Raw genomic sequence first — 14,622 nt, 5'->3', positions numbered from 1 at the left:
CACCGCCCCGCGAGCACGGTGCCTACACCGCCATCGCCGCGCGCACGCTGTGCTCGGCGGCCTCGCCGCCCGCGCCGCGGCTCGTCACGCGCCCGGACTGCAGGACGACGTAGTCGCGTGCCGCGCCGAGCGCGAACCCGACGTGCTGCTCGACGAGCAGCACGGACAGCCCGCCCGCGTCGGTGAGCGTGAGGATCGCGTCCTCGATCTCCGTGACGACGGACGGCTGGATGCCCTCGGTGGGCTCGTCGAGCACGAGCACGCGCGGGCCGGTGAGGAGGGCGCGCGCGATGGCGAGCTGCTGGCGCTGCCCGCCGGACAGGAGCCCCGCCCGCCGGCCGAGCAGCCCGCGCAGGGCGGGGAACAGGTCGAGCGCCTCGTCGAGGCGGCGCGGCCCCTCGCGCGACGTGTCGGCGACGAGCTGGAGGTTCTCCCGCGCCGTGAGGTCGCCGAACGACTGCTGCCCCTGCGGCACGTACGCGAGACCGCGCCGCACGCGCTGGTGGGTCGGGAGGCGGGTGAGGTCCTCGCCGTCGAGCACGACGCTCCCCGACCGAGCCTTGAGCAGCCCGAGCGCGGTGCGCAGGAGCGTCGTCTTGCCGGCGCCGTTGTGCCCGAGGACGGCGGCGACGCCGCCGGCGGGCACGGTGACGTCGACGCCGTGGAGCACCATGGTCCGGCCGTAGCCGGCGTGCAGGCCCGTGAGCTCGAGCATCACGCCTCCTTCTCGTCGGTCGTCGTGGCGGACGACGTCGGCGCAGCGCCCCGTCGTCGGGCGCCGCGGGTCGCGCCCGCGCTGCCGAGGTAGACCTCCTGCACGCGCGGGTCGGCCTGGACCTCGGCGTACGTGCCCTCGGCGAGCACCTGCCCGAGGTGCAGCACGGTCACCGAGGACGCGAACGCCCGCAGGAACTCCATGTCGTGCTCGACGACCACGACGGTCCGCTGGGCGCCGATGCGTCGCAGCAGCTCTCCCGTCTGCTCGCGCTCGGCCTGGCTCATGCCGGCGACGGGCTCGTCGAGGAGCAGCAGCCGCGCGTCCTGGACGAGCAGCATGCCGATCTCGAGCCACTGCTTCTGCCCGTGCGCGAGGATCCCCGCCTGGACGTCGCGCAGGTGGGCGAGCCCGACGGTCTCCAGCGCCTGCTCGACGGCCGCGGGGGTCGAGGACCGGCGCCGCAGCAGCGTGAGCGGGCCCCGGCCGGCGCCGGCCGCGATGTCGAGGTTCTGCAGCACGCTCAGCTCCTCGAAGACGCTCGCGGTCTGGAACGTGCGCCCGACGCCCGCCCGCGCGATGCGGTGCGTCTTCTTCCCGAGGAGCTCGACGCCCCCGAACTGCACCGAGCCGGACGCCGTGGCGAGACCGGTGATCGCGTCGACGATCGTCGTCTTGCCCGCGCCGTTGGGCCCGATGAGGAAGCGCAGGTCGCCCGCGGTGACGGTGAGGTCGACGCCCTGGACGGCGACGAACCCGTCGAACTCGACGCGCAGCCCCCGGACCTGGAGGTAGTCGTGGCGGAAGCGCGAGTCGTCGACGCCGAGGACGGCCTGCGCGGCCTCCAGGTCGAGGCCGTCGCCCGCGACGCCGGTCTCGAGGACGGCGGCGCCGAGCGCCTCCACGTCGGTCGCCGCGTTCGCCGCGTCCGCGGCGGGCTCGGTGGGTCGGGTGGTCATGCGGTCCTCCCGGTGGTCGCGGGGTCGTGGTCGACGGCGGTCGTCCCCGCGGCGGCCGTGCCGCCCGCGGTGGTGCCGCCGCGCGGGCGAGCGTCCTCCGAGGTGGCGTCGCCGGCCGGGGTGGGGCCGCCGTCGGGCACGGGGGTGGCGCGCGACCGGCGCCATCGCGTGAACAGCTCGGCGAGGCCGCCGGGCAGGAACGCGACGACGAGGATGAACAGCGCGCCCTGCGCGTAGATCCAGCCGGACGGGAACGTCTCGGACAGGCTCGTCTGTGCCCAGCTCACGGCGACGGACCCGAGCACCGGCCCGAGCAGGGTGGCCCGGCCGCCGATCGCGACCCCGATGAGGAAGCCGATCGACGGCACGACCCCCACGTCGGCGGGCGAGACGATCCCGACGATCGGCACGAACAGCGCACCGCCCACGGCGGCCATGAAGGCGGCGACGGCGTACGCGACGACCTTGACCTTCGCGGGGTCGTAGCCGAGGAACCGCACGCGGTTCTCCTGGTCGCGCACGGCGACGAGCAGCTCGCCGAACCGCGACACCATGAGCTGGCGCGCGACCGCGACCATGACGAGGAGGGCCCCGGCGGCGAGGAAGAAGAGCATCCGCTTGTTCACGGGGTCGGCGAGGTCGTACCCGAAGAACGAGCGGAACCCGTTGAGGCCGTTGGTGCCGCCCGTCGTCGCCTGCTGGCCGACGAGGAGGATCGCGAACGCGGCGGCGAGCGCCTGCGAGAGGATCGCGAAGTACGCGCCCCGCACGCGTCGCGTGAAGACGGCGAACCCGAGCAGCGCGGCGAGGCCCGCGGGTACGACCACGATGGCGAGGATCGTCACGACGGGCGACCGGAACGGCTCCCACCAGCCCGGGACCTCGCCCGAGCCGTAGAGCATCATGAAGTCCGGGACGCCGTCCGGCCCGGCGTCCGCGAGCTTGAGGTGCATCGCCATGAGGTACGCACCGAGGCCGAAGAACACGCCCTGGCCGAGCGTGAGCATCCCGCCGCGGCCCCACGCGAGCCCGATGCCGACGGCGACCATGGCGAGGCACAGGAACTTCCCCAGCAGGCCGAGCCGGAACGTGGACAGCGTCGCGGGCGCGACGGCGAACAGCAGGACCGCGGCGACGGCGAACCCGACGACCACGCGGGCGCGCGACGAGCGGTACAGGGCGGCGAGCCGCGACGGCCTGCCTGTCGTGACGGCGGTCATGCGAGGCTCCTCGTCCGGACCGACACGAGGCCCTGGGGTCGCACCTGGAGGAAGACGACGATGACGACGAACACGAGCACCTTGGCGATGCTCGCCGTCGTCGAGTACTCGAAGGTCGCCTGGAGCAGCCCGAGCGCGAACGCGGCGATGACCGTGCCCTTGATCTGCCCGATGCCGCCGGCCACGACGACGAGGAACGCGTCGACGACGTAGCTCGTCCCGAGCGTGGGCCCGATGGACCCGAGCAGGGTGAGCGCGACGCCCGCGATCCCCGCGAGGCCCGAGCCGACGAAGAACGTGAGGCGGTCGGTCGCGCGGGTGGAGACCCCGCTCGCCTCGGCGAGGTCGCGGTTCTGCACGACGGCGCGGATCCGCCGCCCGAGCGGCGTCACCTTGAGCACGACGGCCAGCGCGACGACCGCGACGACGGCGAGCGCCAGGATGAACACGCGCGTCTTCGGGACGGCGAGGCCGAACAGGTCGACCGCGCCGCTCAGCCAGGCGGGGGCGCGCACGTCGACGTTCGGGGCGCCGAACACGTCGCGCGCGACCTGCTGGAGCACGAGCGCGACGCCCCAGGTCACGAGCAGGGTGTCGAGCGGCCGCTTGTACATGCGGTGGATGAGCGTCGCCTCGAGCAGCAGGCCCAGGAGCCCGCCGACGAGGAACCCGAGCGGCAGCGACACGAGGAGCGAGAGCCCGGCGTTCCCGACGACCCCCTGCACGACGAACGCCGTGTAGGCGCCCGCCATCATGAACTCGCCGTGCGCCATGTTGATGACGCCCATCTGACCGAACGTGAGCGCCAGCCCGAGGGCGGCGAGGAGCAGGACCGAGCCGAGGCTCAGGCCCGCGAAGAGCTGCGAGAACAGCACGTCCATGGGCGTTCGTGCCTTCCGGTGGGTGCGGAGGAGGACGGGTGACGTGACCGCCGAGGTGGGGGGCGGGGGTGCGCGTGCCGGGTCGTGGCGGGGCTGGCGGGAGCCCGCGAGGAACGAGCGGGCGGATGGTAGACCCGGCACGCGCACCCCCGGTCCCCGCCGGACTCAGCGGGTCGGGAGCGACGGAGTCGTCAGGAGAGGCCCTCGGCCCAGTCGTAGCCCTCGAGGTACGGGTCGGGCTCGATCGGCTCGCCCGAGCTCCACTCGGTGTAGATGAGGCCGTCGGGGCCGATCTTGCCGATGAGCGCGGTCTTGGCGACGTGGTGGTTGTCGCCGTCCACGGTGACGGAGCCCTCCGGCGCGTCGAAGGTCACGCCGTCGGCGGCCTCCTGGACGTCGGCGACGTCGAACGACTCGGCCTTCTCGACCATGCCCTTCCACAGGTAGAGCGACGTGTACGCGGCCTCCATCGGGTCCGACGTCACGCGGTCGGCGCCGTACTTCGCCTGGAACGCCTCGACGAACGTGGTGTTCTCCGGGCTGTCGATGGTCTGGTAGTAGTTCCAGGCCGTGAGCTGGCCCTCGACGTTCTCGATGCCGACGCCGCCGACCTCCTCCTCGGCGATCGACACCGACACGACGGGCATCGTGTCCGGGCCGAGCCCGGCGTTCTTGTACTCCTTGAAGAACGCGACGTTGGAGTCGCCGTTGAGCGTGTTGAACACGGCGTCGGCCCCGGCGGACCTCACCTTGTTGACGATGGTGGAGAAGTCGGTGTGGCCGAGGGGCGCGTACTCCTCGCCGAGGACCTCGATGCCGTGGGCCTCCGCGTAGGCGTTGATGATCTTGTTCGCGGTGCGGGGGAAGACGTAGTCGGAGCCGACGAGGAAGATCGACGTGACGCCCTGCTCCTTGAGGTAGTCGAGCGCGGGGACGATCTGCTGGTTCGTCGTCGCGCCGGTGTAGAAGATGTTCGGCGACGACTCGAGGCCCTCGTACTGGACGGGGTAGAACAGCAGCGAGTCCTGCGCCTCGAAGACGGGGAGCATCGCCTTGCGCGACGCGGAGGTCCAGCCGCCGAACACCGCGGCGACGCAGTCGCTCGTGATGAGCTTCTCCGCCTTCTCCGCGAAGACGGTGGGCTCGGACTGCCCGTCCTCCTGGACGATCTCGAGCTGCTTGCCGAGCACGCCGCCGTCGGCGTTGATCTCCTCCGCCGCGAGGGCGAGCGAGTCGGCGACGGTCTGCTCGGAGATCGCCATCGTGCCGGAGAGCGAGTTGAGGAAGCCGATCTTGACGGTGTCGCCGGAGGTGTCGACGCAGCTCTCGGCGGCGCTGGTCGTGGAGCCCCCGCCCTCGCCGGCCTCCGTCCTCGCGCCGCACGCGGTGAGCGTGAGCGCGAGCGCGACGAGGGCGGCGGCCGGGGCGAGACGGGTCGTGGCGCGTGAAGGTGTCACGAGGGTCCTTTCAGCGGGTTCTCACAGCGGGGTTCTCGGCGGGTGCCGACGGCTGCCGGACGGGCGGCCGCTCCTCGCGGGCTCCGGGTACGGGCGCGTATACGGCCGTGCGCCCTGCGCGGTGCCCACGGTCGTCGACGCTAGTGACGGCGTGTTTCGGGTGTTCTGCCCGGGTTGTTAACGGGGCGTGTCAGGCAGTCACGATCCGGTCACGCCGACCCGGGCGGTGCGACGGCCGGCGGCGCGCAGGCCCGCGCCCAGCACGCCGACGGTCAGCGCGACGACGAGCACGACGCCGACGAGCCCTGCGACGCCGACGAAGATCCCGCCGACCTCGCCGTAGTCCGCGAGGGGTGCGCCCGCGAACGCGTGGTCGCGCGCGGCGTCGGCGAACCCGACCGACTCGGCGGTCGCCTCGAGCCCGTCGGGCGTCGCCGCGGCAAACGACGACACGACGACGGCGGCGAGCAGCGCCCCGGTGCCGAGGGCGAGGACGGCGCGCCGCACCGCGGCGAGGGGGGCGGACGGCGCGAGCGCCGGGGCCCGGCGGCCCTCGACGGCCGCGGCGCCCGGCGCGACGGCGAGCACGAGGCCGACGACGCCGGCCGTGATGAGCGCCTCGCCGAGCCCGACGAGGAGGTGCACGCCGAGCATCTGGCCGACGAGCTCGCCGACCGGGACCGGCACGGTCCCGCCGACGGCGAAGAGGCCCGCGAACACCGCGGCGGACACCGGGACGCTCACGAGCGCACCGGTGCCGGCGGCGGCCGCGGCGCCCCGGCCGCGCGTCGCGCGGAGCACCCCGCGCGTCACCGCCCAGCCGACGAGCGTCCCGACGATGGCCATGAGGAGCACGTTCGTGCCCAGGGCGGTGAGCCCGCCGTCGGCGAACACGAGCGCCTGCACGAGCAGCACGGCGGTCACGGACAGGACGCCGAGCCACGGCCCGACGAGCGCCGCCGCGAGCGCCCCGCCCATGAGGTGCCCGCTCGTGCCGGCGGCGACGGGGTAGTTGAGCATCTGCACGGCGAAGACGAACCCGGTCGTCGCGGCCGTGAGCGCGACGCGCCGGGGGGTGAGGTCCTCGCGTGCCCGGTACGCGGCGTACCCGACGGCGGCGAGGGACACGACGGCGGTGGTCGCCGACGTGGGGTCGTCGAGGAAGTGGTCGGGGACGTGCATGTCAGGCTCCTGTCGTCAGCAGTGCGGTGCGGTGGTCGGGGAGGCCGAGGTCGGGGAGGCCGCGCGTGTTGCGCACGGCCGCCGCCCAGGCGGTGACGACGCCGTTGGTGCCGGCGTCGTGGGTGCTCGCCCCCAGGTGGCGGACGACGGCGCCCGGGCCGTCGAGGTCGAGCCGCAGGGGGCCGGACGGGGCGGCGGCGTGCGCCGCGGGCGGCCGGGCGCCCAGGCACAGCACCGAGTCGACGACGCGGGCGTCGCCGAGGATCCCGGGCAGCGCCCGGTCGTCGCCGAGGTCGAGGTCCTCGACGAAGAGCTCGCGCGCCTGCCGGGGCGTGCCCCCTGCATCTGGTGACTCCCGCGGGGCCCCGGTCTCGTCGGTGGCCCGGGTGCGCGAGCGCAGGCGCCCGCCCCGCTCGCCGGTCCGGCCGAGCACGAGCGTCTCGCGGAGCAGCGCGACGGCGCCTCGGCCGAGGCGCACGTCGGTGCGCCGGTCGACGTCTGCGCCGTCCGCGACGACGAACGGCAGCGCGTCCCAGACGAGGAGGCCGTCGTCGTCCACCCGGACCGCGACGTCCCAGGACGCGGAGCGGCCGCGCCCGGCGTACGCAACGGTGCCCGACACCTCGACGAGCTCGACCTCGACGCCGTGCCCGACGTGCACCTCGACCCGGACGCGGTCGCCGCCCAGGAGCAGCGCGCGCGTCGCGACGAGCGCGACGCGCACCGTCGTGGGGCTCGCGGACAGCACGCGCGGGCTCAGCGCGCCGGGGCGCAGGTCGCAGCGCACGCGGCCGCCCTCGCGGTACGCCCCGACGCGCGTCACGTCGTCCACGTGCGGCCCGTCGCCCGGGGTCAGCCGCGCCCGGCCGCGGTCACCGGCTCCGCGGCTGCGGCGTCGTGCTCGTGGGCGGGGGAGTGGTCGTCGTGGGCGGGCGAGTGATCGTGCGGGGCGTCGCCCTCGCCGTGGGTGTGGAGGAGCCCGCCGCCGTCCTCGTCGGCGTGGAAGTGGGGCGCCATCGGGCCCGGGTCCTGCGGCACGTGCGCACCGGCCCGGTGCGCCGCGAGCAGCGTCTGCACCCACGTCGTGAGCGTGTCGATCGACTCGCGGTCGAGGCGCGAGAGCGCGAGCACGGGGGCGCCGTCGCGCGCGGCCGTCGCGTCGAGGACCATGCGCGGGACGTCCACCCCCACGTACGGCGCGAGGTCGGTCTTGTTGACGACGAGCAGGTCAGCCCGGGCGATCCCCGGCCCGCCCTTGCGCGCGACGTCGCCGCCCCCGGCGACGTCGAGCACGAAGATCTGCGCGTCGACGAGCGCGGGCGAGAAGGTGGCGGTGAGGTTGTCGCCGCCCGACTCGACGAGCACGACGTCGAGCGGCGCGAAGTCCTCCTCGAGGTCCTCGACGGCGAGGAGGTTGGCGGTGACGTCGTCACGGATCGCGGTGTGCGGGCACGCGCCGGTCTCGACCGCGCGGATGCGCTCGGGGTCGAGCACGCCCGCGGAGCGCAGGAACCGCGCGTCCTCGTCCGTGTAGATGTCGTTGGTGATGACCCCGAGCCGCAGCACCTCGGACAGCTCGCGGCACAGGAGCGCGATGAGCGAGCTCTTGCCGGTGCCGACGGGGCCGGCGACGCCGAGGCGCAGCGAGCGGGGCGTGGGGGTCGGGGCGGTCGGGGCGTCGGGCAGGTTCTCAGGCACTGAACAGCCTCTCGGTGGTGCGGGCGTGGGTCTCGGCCCACTGCTCGACGAGCGGTGCGCCGTGCGCGGGGATCGCGCGGGGGTCGGTCAGGGGGGCGACGTCGTGGGCCAGGGCGTCGATCGCGGCCTGGGAGGCGACGACCCAGCCCGTCGCGACGACCGGGTCGACGGGCTCGAGCTTGAGCGTGGCCGCGGCGACGGTCTGGACGTCCTCGTACCCGACGAGGCGCGCGACCTGCAGCGCGGACAGCCCCGCGCACGCGGCCGTCACCCCAGCACCAGGGGGCGCGGGGGCTGCGGCGCCCGGCGGCCCGACGGCGGTCGGTCGCCCGGACCGCCGCGTCGCTCGTCCGTGGGGCGTGCGGCGGCGACGAGCGCCGCCGCCGCGTCGAGCGCGGCGACCGCGGGGTGCCCCGCCCACAGGCGGCGCAGGAGCCGGAGGTAGCCCCGGCCGAGCCGCTGCGACGTCTCGCGGAGCGCGGGCGACGGCGTCCGCGCCGCCCACGCGACCCACGTGTCGGCGAGGGCGACCGCGACGGGCGGGGGGCCGTCGTCGGGCGCGAGCGCCGCGTGCCGCGCGACGACGGCGGTCGCTGCCTCGGTGTGCGTGACGGTGGCCAGGCGGGCGCGCACGTAGTCGGGGACGCGCGCGGCGGGCATCCCGGCGCGCAGCGCGGGCTCGAGGCCCGCGGACTGCGTGTGGCCGCCGGTCGGCAGCCGCGCGTCGGCGAGGAGCGCGAGCATGAGCTCGGCGCGCCCGTCGGCGTCGTGGCGGGGGAGGCCGTCCATGTCAGAACAGCGAGTAGAGCTGCGCGAGGGGCAGCCGGTCGGCGGGGGCGGGCACGACGAGCTCGCCGTCGACCTCGATCGCGAAGGACTCGGGGTCGATGTCGATCCGGGGCAGGTAGTCGTTGTTCCGCATCTGCGCCTTCCCGACGTCGCGCGTCCCGGCCACGGGCAGGAGCGTCCGGGCGAGGCCGAGCCGTTCCGCGAGGCCGTCGTCGAGCGCGGCGGGCGACACGAACGACACGGACACGTCGGCCCCGATCGCGTCGGCGAGCGCGGGCCGCATGAGCACGGGCTGCGGCGACGGGATGGACGCGTTCGGGTCTCCGAGCGCGCCCCACACGAGCGCGCCGCCCTTCATGACGACGCTCGGCCGCACGCCGAACAGCTTCGGCTCCCACAGGACCAGGTCGGCGAGCTTGCCGGGCTCGACGGACCCGACGTGCGCGTCGATCCCGTGCGCGACGGCCGGGTTGATCGTGTACTTCGCGACGTAGCGCCGGGCGCGCAGGTTGTCGGCCGGCAGGGCGGGACCGGGGGCGCCGCCGGGGATCGGGCCGCGCCGCGCCTTCATGACGTGCGCCACCTGCCACGTCCGCGTCACGACCTCGCCGATGCGCCCCATGGCCTGGGCGTCGGACGACGTGATGGAGATGGCGCCGAGGTCGTGCAGCACGTCCTCGGCAGCGATCGTGGTCCCGCGGATGCGCGACTCGGCGAACGCGAGGTCCTCCGCCACCTGCGGGTTGAGGTGGTGGCACACCATGAGCATGTCCAGGTGCTCGGCGACGGTGTTCACCGTGTGCGGGAGGGTGGGGTTGGTCGAGCCGGGGATGACGTTCGGGTGGCTCGCGACGGTGAGGATGTCGGGCGCGTGCCCGCCGCCCGCGCCCTCCGCGTGGAAGGCATGGATCGAACGGCCGCCGATCGCCCGGAGGGTCGACTCGACGAACCCCGCCTCGTTGAGCGAGTCGGAGTGGAGCGCGACCTGCAGGCCCCAGTCGTCGGCCGCCCGGAGCGCGGCGTCGATCGCCGCGGGCGTGGACCCCCAGTCCTCGTGCACCTTGTAGCCGCCCGCGCCGGCCATCGCCTGCTCGCGCAGACCCTCGGCGCTCACGGTGTTCCCCTTGCCGAGCAGCAGCACGTTCACGGGGAGCCGGTCGAGCGAGCGGTGGATCGCCTCCAGGTGCCAGGCGCCGGGCGTGACCGTCGTGGCCTTCGTGCCCTCGCTCGGGCCGGTGCCGCCGCCCGCGACCGTCGTGATGCCCGTGGCGAGCGCCTCGACGACCTGCGACGGCGAGATGAGGTGCACGTGCGAGTCGATGCCGCCCGCGGTGAGGATCCTGCCCTCGCCGCTCACGACGTCCGTGCTCGGGCCGATGTGCAGGTCGGGGTGCACGCCGTCCGCGACGTCGGGGTTGCCCGCGCGGCCCAGCGCGACGATCCGCCCGTCGCGGATCCCCACGTCCGTCTTCACGACGCCCCACCAGTCGAGCACGACGGCGTTGGTGATCACCGTGTCGAGCGCGCCCTCGGCGCGGGTCGTCGTGCCCTGGGCCATCGACTCGCGCAGTGACTTCCCGCCGCCGAACACGACCTCCTCGCCCCCGAAGGTGCGGTCCTCCTCGACCTCGATCCACAGGTCCGTGTCGCCGAGGCGCACCTGGTCGCCCGTCGTCGGGCCGTAGAGCGCGACGTAGCGCTCGCGCGAGATCGCGACCATGCGTCAGTCCTCCTCGGGTGCGGTGGGGTCCAGGGCGCCGCCATCGGGCTTGCCGCGCTGGAGCCCGGGGACGCGCCGTCGGCCGCGCAGCGCCACGGCCTGGACCTCGGCGGACGCGCCGGGCTCGAACCGCCGCGACGTGCCGGACGGCACGTCCAGCCGGAAGCCGTGCGCCGCCGCGCGGTCGAGGTCGAGCGCCGCGTTGGCGTCGGGCAGGTGGAGGTGGGAGCCGATCTGCACGGGCCGGTCGCCCGTGTTCGTCACGACGAGGGTCACGCGCTCGTCGTCCGAGCGGTCGGCGTTGAGGACGAGCGGCACGTCCTCCGCGCCCTCCCGGAGCCGGATCGCGCCCGGTCCCGAGGTGCTGATGCCTGCCATGCCTCGCCGTCCTCTCGTCGTGCGTCGCGTCGCCGGGACCGGCTCAGGCGATGGGCTGGTGGATGGTGACGAGCTTGCGCCCGTCGGGGAACGTCGCCTCGACCTGGACGTCGGGCAGCATCTCCGCGACGCCCTCCATCACCTCGTCGCGGCCCAGCACGGCGCGCCCGGAGACCATGAGCTCCTCCACGGCGGCCCCTTCGCGGGCCCGCTCGATCACCCACGTCGTCAGGAGGGCGACCGTCTCCGGGTAGTTGAGCAGGACGCCGCGCTCGCGCCGGTCGCGGGCGACCATGCCCGCGACGGCGAGCAGCAGCTTCTCGGTGTCGGCGGGCGTCAGGTGCATGGCCGCGATCCTGTCGCGCCCGCGTTTCCGGCGTGTATACCCCGCGTTATACGTTCGTGTACCCGCTCCGCGCGGGCCGCCGCCCGCCACGCCTCCGCCGTCGTGCGCCGGCTCCGGGCCAGCCGTTGACCCCTGCTCGACCGAGGGCTACTCTCTCCGCCCCCATTCGGAAAGTTCGGCCGAAATTTCGGGGCCGCGACACGAAGGAGTGCCTGATGGATGGATCGACCGACCGCGCGTGCGAGACGTCGCGGCGCCGACGCAGGGCGACGGGCCTCGTCGCCGGTGGGCTCGCCGGCGGGCTGGCGCTCGCGGCGGGCCTCGCCGTCCCGGCCGCGGCCGGGAGCGCCCCGGCCACCGCCGAGGGCGCACCGCGCACGGCGAGCGTCCCGGCGACGGCGACGTCCGCCGTCGGGCAGCCCGCCCTGACGGGCGCGCAGCGCGCGACGCTGGAGACGTACCTGGAGGACACGTACACCTCGCTGGAGGCCATGACCGACGAGGAGACCGGCCTGCCCGCGGACAACATCGAGGGCGACCTCGACCCGGCGTCGAGCAGCGCGTACACGTCGCCGACGAACATCGGCGGCTGGCTGTGGTCCACCGTCGTGGCGCGCGACCTGGGCCTGGTCGACGAGGCCGAGGCGCGCGACCGCCTCGCGACGACGATCGACACGGTCGCGTCCCTCGACCGGCACGACGCGAGCGGCATGTTCTACAACTGGTACGACCCGGCGACGGGCGACCGGGTCGAGACGTGGCCGGACGACGGCAACCCGGTGCACCAGTTCCTCAGCTCGGTGGACAACGGCTGGCTCGCCGCGGGCCTGCGCGTCGTCGCGGAGGCGGAGCCGAGCCTCGCGGAGGAGGCGCTGGCCGTCTACGACGGCATGCACTTCGGTGCGTTCTACAACGCGGAGGCGCGGCCGGACCTCGGCGTCGGGCTGCTGCGCGGTGGGTTCTGGGACGAGGAGCCGCCCGGGTGCTCGGTCGCCGGGGACTATCTCGGCACCGGCACCGACGTCTACTACACGTGCCACAACTACGACACGACGGTCTCGGAGACGCGCATCGCGACCTACCTCGGCATCGCCGAGGGCGAGGTGCCGCCGGAGGCCTACTACGCGAGCTACCGGACGTTCCCGGACACGTGCGACTGGTCGTGGCAGGAGCAGAAGCCGATCGGCGAGACGCGCGAGCACCTGGGCGTCCCGGTGTTCGAGGGGGCGTACCGCTACCGCGACCTCGCCGTCGTGCCGGGCTGGGGCGGCTCGATGTTCGAGGCGCTCATGCCGGACATGCTCGTCCCCGAGGCGGAGTGGGGCCCGACGTCGTGGGGCGTCAACCACCCGCTCGTGGTGCGCGCGCACAAGGAGCACGGCCTCGACGAGGCCGGGTACGGGGCCTGGGGCTTCTCGCCCGCGAGCAACCCCTTCGGCGGGTACGCGGAGTACGGCGTCGACGCGATCGGCCTGCGCTCCGACGGCTACCTGTCCGACGGCGAGACCGACGTCGACCTCGGCTTCGAGGGCTGCCGCGAGGCCACGAACCCGGCGCCGGAGTTCGGTGACGGCGTCGTGACGCCGCACGCGTCGTTCCTCGGGCTCGCGTACGACACCGAGGGCGTGCTCGACAACCTGGCCCACCTCGCGGACGACCTCGACGCGTACGGGCCGGGCGGGTTCTACGACTCCGTCGCGGTCCGCTCGGGCACGGTCGCCGAGCGCTACCTGTCGCTCGACCAGGCGATGATCGTCGCCGCGATCGGCAACGTCCTCGACGACTCGCGCCTCAAGGACTACTTCGTCGACGACCGGCTCGAGCAGGCGCTGCGCCCGCTCATGGAGGCGGAGACCTTCTCGGCCGTCGCCGACCTCACGCCCGGCGTGGGCGCCGACGTCGAGGTCGAGGCGCGCTGCCTCGGCAACCGGGCGGCCGTCGCGGTGCGCGCCACCAGCACGTCCGACGGCCGCACGACCGTCGAGCTCGCCACCCCGTACGGGACGCGGTCGTACGACGACGTCGCCCCGCACCGCAGCACCTACCGGGCGTTCTCGGCGCGCACGGCGGAGATCCCGTCGGGCACCGCGACCGTGACGGTGACGTCCGACGACGGCGCGACCGTCCAGGAGCTGCCGTACCGCTACGCGGGCGTCTCCTGCGGCTGACCCCCACCCACCGCGGCCGACCGCCGTGCCGCGCGCGTCAGGCGCGCGGCGCGGCGGTCGACGCGCGCACGACGAGGCTCGTCGCGAGCTCCGTGCGCAGGGTGCGGCCGCTCGCGCTGCGCGCCCGGTGCACGAGTGCGACGGCCGAGGCGCCCATCTCGACGAGCGGCTGGCGCACCGTGGTGAGCGGGGGGTCGGTCCAGGGCGCGACCGGCAGGTCGTCGAACCCGACGAGCGAGACGTCGTCCGGCACGGAGCGACCCGCCTCGCGCAGCGCCCGCAGCGCGCCGAGCGCGGTGTCGTCGCTGCACGCGAAGATCGCCGTCGGGGCGTCGTCGAGGGCGAGCAGCCGCTGCGTCTCCTCGTAGCCCGCGGCGACCCCGTACGTGCTCAGGCGCACGAGGTCGTCGTCGACGGGCACGTCCGCCTGGATGAGCGCGGCCCGGTAGCCCGCGAGGCGGGCGAGCGCGTTGTCCTGCTCGGGGACACCGGTGATCGTCGCGATGCGTCGGTGCCCCAGGGCGAGCAGGTGCGCCGTCGCCTCGAGCGCGCCCTGGAAGTTGGCCGCGCCGACGCTGAGCACGTCCTCGGGCGGACGGCGGCGCGGGTCGACGACGACGAGAGGCACCCCGGCCGTGGCGAGCGCGGCGCGCGCCTCGGCGTCGGGCACGGCGACGACGCTCACGAGACCGTCCGTGCCCCGGGCGAGCGCGTGCCGGACCCACGCCCCGCAGTCGTCGGGGTCCAGCTCGACGGACAGGACGACGTCGAGCCCGAGGCGCCGCGCCTCGGCCACCGCCCCGCGCACGACCGCCTCGGACCACGGGCCCTCGAAGTCGACGATCCGGACGTCGACGAGCCCCGTCCGCCGGGACGTGGGGGGCCGGATCTCGTAGCCGTGCCGCCGCAGGACCTCCGCGACCCGTTCGCGCGTCGCCGCCGAGACGTCCGGGCGCGCGTTGAGCACCTTCGACACCGTGGGGACGGACACCCCGGCGTCGGCCGCGACCCGGGCGAGGGGGACGCCCTGCCGACCCGGCTGCGACGCTGCCATCCGAGCCCTCCGTCCGTCGTGCGACCCGCGGCCGGTCCGGCCGGGGGAGCGTGCC

The 14,622-nt window shown here is 74.9% G+C and carries 15 protein-coding genes; 1 reads left to right on the top strand and 14 read right to left on the bottom strand.

The window, feature by feature from the left end:
• Positions 1-22: 22 nt before the first annotated feature.
• The 13 genes from urtE to BJP59_RS17120 all read right to left on the bottom strand — a co-directional run bounded on the left by urtE (position 23) and on the right by BJP59_RS17120 (position 11,345).
• On the bottom strand, positions 23-715 hold the full coding sequence (gene urtE / locus BJP59_RS17175) for an urea ABC transporter ATP-binding subunit UrtE (protein WP_061268117.1): 693 nt from the start codon (positions 713-715) through the stop codon (positions 23-25).
• Entirely contained in the window at positions 715-1,674 is a 960-nt protein-coding gene (urtD, locus tag BJP59_RS17170) for an urea ABC transporter ATP-binding protein UrtD (RefSeq protein ID WP_194521559.1), read from the bottom strand. Before urtD ends, urtE begins: the two co-directional genes overlap by 1 nt.
• Positions 1,671-2,894: an urea ABC transporter permease subunit UrtC gene (gene urtC, locus BJP59_RS17165; RefSeq protein WP_194521558.1), complete on the bottom strand. Its 1,224-nt coding sequence runs from the start codon at positions 2,892-2,894 to the stop codon at positions 1,671-1,673. The genes urtD and urtC overlap by 4 nt, the downstream gene beginning before the upstream one ends.
• Positions 2,891-3,775: an urea ABC transporter permease subunit UrtB gene (gene urtB / locus BJP59_RS17160; RefSeq protein ID WP_086150105.1), complete on the bottom strand. Its 885-nt coding sequence runs from the start codon at positions 3,773-3,775 to the stop codon at positions 2,891-2,893. The genes urtC and urtB overlap by 4 nt, the downstream gene beginning before the upstream one ends.
• 191 nt (positions 3,776-3,966) lie before the next feature.
• A complete protein-coding gene (urtA, locus tag BJP59_RS17155; RefSeq protein WP_021479860.1) occupies positions 3,967-5,232 on the bottom strand; it encodes an urea ABC transporter substrate-binding protein in 1,266 nt (421 codons plus the stop codon).
• Positions 5,233-5,430: 198 nt separating this feature from the next.
• Positions 5,431-6,414 carry an energy-coupling factor ABC transporter permease gene (locus BJP59_RS17150; RefSeq protein ID WP_194521557.1) on the bottom strand — a complete coding sequence of 328 codons (984 nt, stop codon included), beginning with the start codon at positions 6,412-6,414 and terminating at the stop codon, positions 5,431-5,433.
• Between the two features lies 1 nt (position 6,415).
• Entirely contained in the window at positions 6,416-7,246 is an 831-nt protein-coding gene (locus BJP59_RS17145) for an urease accessory protein UreD (RefSeq protein WP_228485147.1), read from the bottom strand.
• 20 nt (positions 7,247-7,266) lie between these two features.
• Complete coding sequence (gene ureG, locus BJP59_RS17140; protein ID WP_194521556.1) at positions 7,267-8,112, bottom strand: urease accessory protein UreG; 846 nt, start codon at positions 8,110-8,112, stop codon at positions 7,267-7,269.
• Positions 8,105-8,383 (bottom strand): hypothetical protein, encoded by a 279-nt coding sequence (locus tag BJP59_RS19990; RefSeq protein WP_170963734.1) that lies wholly within the window; start codon positions 8,381-8,383, stop codon positions 8,105-8,107. The genes ureG and BJP59_RS19990 overlap by 8 nt, the downstream gene beginning before the upstream one ends.
• Positions 8,380-8,901, bottom strand: coding sequence for an urease accessory UreF family protein (locus tag BJP59_RS19985; protein ID WP_228485146.1), 522 nt, complete (start codon positions 8,899-8,901; stop codon positions 8,380-8,382). The genes BJP59_RS19990 and BJP59_RS19985 overlap by 4 nt, the downstream gene beginning before the upstream one ends.
• Position 8,902: 1 nt before the next feature.
• On the bottom strand, positions 8,903-10,621 hold the full coding sequence (locus BJP59_RS17130) for an urease subunit alpha (RefSeq protein WP_194521555.1): 1,719 nt from the start codon (positions 10,619-10,621) through the stop codon (positions 8,903-8,905).
• Positions 10,622-10,624: 3 nt separating this feature from the next.
• A complete protein-coding gene (ureB, locus tag BJP59_RS17125) occupies positions 10,625-10,999 on the bottom strand; it encodes an urease subunit beta (protein WP_086150101.1) in 375 nt (124 codons plus the stop codon).
• A gap of 43 nt (positions 11,000-11,042) precedes the next feature.
• Entirely contained in the window at positions 11,043-11,345 is a 303-nt protein-coding gene (locus BJP59_RS17120) for an urease subunit gamma (RefSeq protein ID WP_043654671.1), read from the bottom strand.
• A gap of 215 nt (positions 11,346-11,560) precedes the next feature.
• On the opposite strand from BJP59_RS17120, the gene BJP59_RS17115 reads away from it, so the two are divergent.
• Entirely contained in the window at positions 11,561-13,513 is a 1,953-nt protein-coding gene (locus BJP59_RS17115; RefSeq protein WP_194521554.1) for a glucoamylase family protein, read from the top strand.
• A gap of 37 nt (positions 13,514-13,550) precedes the next feature.
• On the opposite strand, the gene BJP59_RS17110 is transcribed toward BJP59_RS17115, so the two are convergent.
• Positions 13,551-14,567 carry a LacI family DNA-binding transcriptional regulator gene (locus tag BJP59_RS17110; RefSeq protein ID WP_194521553.1) on the bottom strand — a complete coding sequence of 339 codons (1,017 nt, stop codon included), beginning with the start codon at positions 14,565-14,567 and terminating at the stop codon, positions 13,551-13,553.
• Between the last annotated feature and the right edge of the window lie 55 nt (positions 14,568-14,622).

The organism is Cellulosimicrobium sp. JZ28, from assembly GCF_015327065.1.
GTDB lineage: Bacteria > Actinomycetota > Actinomycetes > Actinomycetales > Cellulomonadaceae > Cellulosimicrobium > Cellulosimicrobium funkei.
The sequence above is the reverse complement of the archived record's forward strand: the minus strand, read 5'-3'. Positions and strand labels throughout refer to the sequence as shown.

Excerpts from the sequence above, each read along its gene's own strand:
- urtE (WP_061268117.1), bottom strand. The coding sequence starts at position 715 with ATGCTCGAGCTCACGGGCCTGCACGCCGGCTACGGCCGGACCATGGTG.
- urtD (WP_194521559.1), bottom strand. The coding sequence starts at position 1,674 with ATGACCACCCGACCCACCGAGCCCGCCGCGGACGCGGCGAACGCGGCG.
- urtC (WP_194521558.1), bottom strand. The coding sequence starts at position 2,894 with ATGACCGCCGTCACGACAGGCAGGCCGTCGCGGCTCGCCGCCCTGTAC.
- urtB (WP_086150105.1), bottom strand. The coding sequence starts at position 3,775 with ATGGACGTGCTGTTCTCGCAGCTCTTCGCGGGCCTGAGCCTCGGCTCG.
- BJP59_RS17150 (WP_194521557.1), bottom strand. The coding sequence starts at position 6,414 with ATGCACGTCCCCGACCACTTCCTCGACGACCCCACGTCGGCGACCACC.
- BJP59_RS19985 (WP_228485146.1), bottom strand. The coding sequence starts at position 8,901 with ATGGACGGCCTCCCCCGCCACGACGCCGACGGGCGCGCCGAGCTCATG.
- BJP59_RS17130 (WP_194521555.1), bottom strand. The coding sequence starts at position 10,621 with ATGGTCGCGATCTCGCGCGAGCGCTACGTCGCGCTCTACGGCCCGACG.
- ureB (WP_086150101.1), bottom strand. The coding sequence starts at position 10,999 with ATGGCAGGCATCAGCACCTCGGGACCGGGCGCGATCCGGCTCCGGGAG.
- BJP59_RS17120 (WP_043654671.1), bottom strand. The coding sequence starts at position 11,345 with ATGCACCTGACGCCCGCCGACACCGAGAAGCTGCTGCTCGCCGTCGCG.
- BJP59_RS17115 (WP_194521554.1), top strand. The coding sequence starts at position 11,561 with ATGGATGGATCGACCGACCGCGCGTGCGAGACGTCGCGGCGCCGACGC.
- BJP59_RS17110 (WP_194521553.1), bottom strand. The coding sequence starts at position 14,567 with ATGGCAGCGTCGCAGCCGGGTCGGCAGGGCGTCCCCCTCGCCCGGGTC.